Origin of the sequence: Flavobacterium sp. LHD-80, assembly GCF_030929605.1 — a bacterium.
In the GTDB taxonomy this organism is placed as follows: Bacteria; Bacteroidota; Bacteroidia; order Flavobacteriales; family Flavobacteriaceae; genus Flavobacterium.
Window position 1 is genome coordinate 1 of the sequence record NZ_JAVFVS010000019.1, and the last position, 2,843, is coordinate 2,843.

Annotated in this window: 2 protein-coding genes; both read left to right on the forward strand. The window is 38.4% G+C overall.

Annotated elements, in window-relative coordinates; translation table 11 throughout:
- Window positions 1-345 (forward strand): DUF932 domain-containing protein (locus RB619_RS21020; RefSeq protein WP_308101067.1); only part of this gene is annotated, 345 nt, incomplete at its 5' end.
- A 545-nt stretch (window positions 346-890) separates the two neighbouring features.
- Window positions 891-2,699: a reverse transcriptase domain-containing protein gene (locus RB619_RS21025; protein WP_308101068.1), complete on the forward strand. Its 1,809-nt coding sequence runs from the start codon at window positions 891-893 to the stop codon at window positions 2,697-2,699.
- Window positions 2,700-2,843 lie beyond the last annotated feature (144 nt).

A 2,843-nucleotide genomic window follows, 5' to 3' on the forward strand; every position in this document is an offset into this window, starting at 1 on the left:
CATACCTCAGGGGCTAAACAGCGTTTGGAACAGGCGCACAAAGTAATGGGCATATCCGATATGCTCTCAGCGCAGATGGAATCCATTTTTAACCATTGGACAAAAATCCGAATCACGGACAATGAAGTTAAAAAACTAATACAGTCTGCCCTTGTTCCGAGCAAAGAAGTGCTTAAAACCATACAAGATGGTAAAGAGAATGAACTTTCAACTTGTTTTACCAATATGGTTGATAGTGCTTTCGAGTATGCTATGAACAACCCCACACAGCTTATGGAGACAACTAAAGGAACTGTCTTTGGTGCGTACAACGCCGTAACGGGTGCGCCCGTACTGGGTGTGTAATAAATATATCATTAGCAAGGTATTAGGTTAGTGTTCTTTAAAACCTATCATCAACCGACTTATCCGAATGGGAAACCAAACGGGGAGTATAGCATGTCGGTAAAACCATAAGTCAACCAGTTGTCAGGTTGCGACTGAATGGGGAGATGAAAGAAACAGATATGAGGATAAAGTCGAATCTGATTGAATGATGGTCTGAGTGGCAATCGGCGTAGCTATGACGTAAGACAACTGAAATCGTCATACCGTATCACTCTCTTTCTGCCCTGTGAGGAAAGAGAGCAAGAACAAGATACGGCACAACTACAATAAGTAGAAAAGGACAAGTCATATCCGACAATCTGTTTAAGCTATGTTATTACACAACTAAACGGGGATTGCCTAAATCAGGATGCCATCATTTTGGCTATGGAAATTTAGTTTCCTGAATACTTGACATGGCAACGGAGTTTCCGTAGTAGTCCGAGCAGGGGAAAGCTCTGTACATGGCGAAGGGAAACAGCTAATATTTTTTAGTACAAACAATGGAAAATGTGAGAGACATTATGAGAAATCCGGAATTAGTATTAAACAGTCTATCAGTGCACAGTAAGAATACTGGTTATAAGTACGAAAGGCTATACAGAATCCTATTTAATAAGGAACTGTTCTACGAAGCTTACCAACGCATTTATGCAAAGGTAGGCAACATGACCGAAGGCTCGGACGATAAAACAATTGACAACATGAGCCTAACGAGAATTGAGGGGTTAATAGACAAACTCAAAGATGAGACATATCAACCTAATCCTTCAAGAAGAGTGTATATCGCCAAGAAAAATGGACAGAAACGTCCTTTAGGTATTCCGTCTTTTGATGATAAACTAATACAGGAGGCAATACGAATGATACTTGAAGCCATATTCGAGAAGCGGTTTGAGAATAGCTCTCACGGTTTCAGACCCAAACGAAGTTGTCATACTGCTTTAATTGAAATTAAAAAGACATTTAGTGGGGCATCATGGTTTGTCGAAGGAGACATTAAAGGCTTCTTTGACAATATCAATCATAATGTACTCATTGATATACTCAAAGAACGAATCAACGACGACAGGTTCATCCGACTAATACGAAAGTTCCTGAATGCAGGCTACATGGAAGACAAAATGTTCCATAAAACTTACAGCGGAACTCCACAGGGAGGTATAATTAGTCCCATATTAGCGAACATATATTTGGACAAACTTGATAAATATATTAAGGAATACATTTCCAATTTCGACAAAGGAGTTAAACGTAGAATAACAAAAGAAGCCAGAAGTAATGAACATCGGAAATCTTATTTGCTTGGAAAACTGAAACATGAAAAAGAAGAACAGCAAAAGAAAATCCTAAAAGAACAAATCAGAAAGGTAGAAATGGACAGGTTACAAATCCCTCGTTGTGATGAAATGGACGCAGGATACAGAAGATTGAAATATGTGAGGTATGCAGACGATTTTCTAATTGGAATAATTGGTAATAAGGAAGAGTGTAAAAAAATCAAAGAGGATATCAAAACATTCCTTGACGAAAAACTTAAACTCACTCTATCCGAAGAAAAAACACTGATTACCCATACAGGAAAGTCTGCATCGTTCCTCGGTTTTCAAATTACCGTACAGCGTTCAAATCTACGCAGGAGAGATAAAAACGGTTTCCTTAAAAGAGCCTATAATAAAAGAATTGTGTTAAAAGTATCTGAAGAAACAGTGCGAAATAAGCTTTTGCATTACAGAACACTGAAAATAATAACACACCAAGGCAAGGAACAATGGAGACCAGTCCGAAGACCACAGCTCATCAACAATGATGACTTAGAAATTCTGAACAGGCACAATGCCGAAGTCAGAGGGTTTTACAACTACTACTCTATAGCTGATAACTGTAAAAGGATAGACTCGTTTGCCTATATCATGGAATACAGTATGTACAAAACTTTTGCGGCAAAGTATAAATCAACTATCCCAAAGATACTTGACAAATACATGCACAATAAAGACTTCACTGTATTCTATAAGAATAAAAAGGGGCAGATGAAAAAAGCAGTCTTCTATAATAACGGTTTTAGAAAAAACAGAGAACCCATTGCAAATTTTTCAGTGGACACGCTTCCTGATATTTATTACACAAGGTCAATAACAAGCCTAATAGACAGATTAAAAGCAGAAAAATGTGAATTGTGCGGAAGCACAGAGCAACTCGAAATGCATCACATTCGCAAGCTAAAAGATGTCACAGGCAAAAAGCCTTGGGAATTAGTAATGATAGCAAGAAGAAGAAAGACTTTGGCAGTTTGCCACAGTTGCCATAGAAAAATTCATGATGGTGGATAGACTGCGGATATTAGTGGAGAGCCGTATACATGGAGACATGTACGTACGGTTCGGGGGAGAGTTCAGGAAAACCTGTCATAGTGATATGATAAGGCATCAGGTGCTTATCCTACGCTACTTCCAGAATATGAGAAATTACAAAGA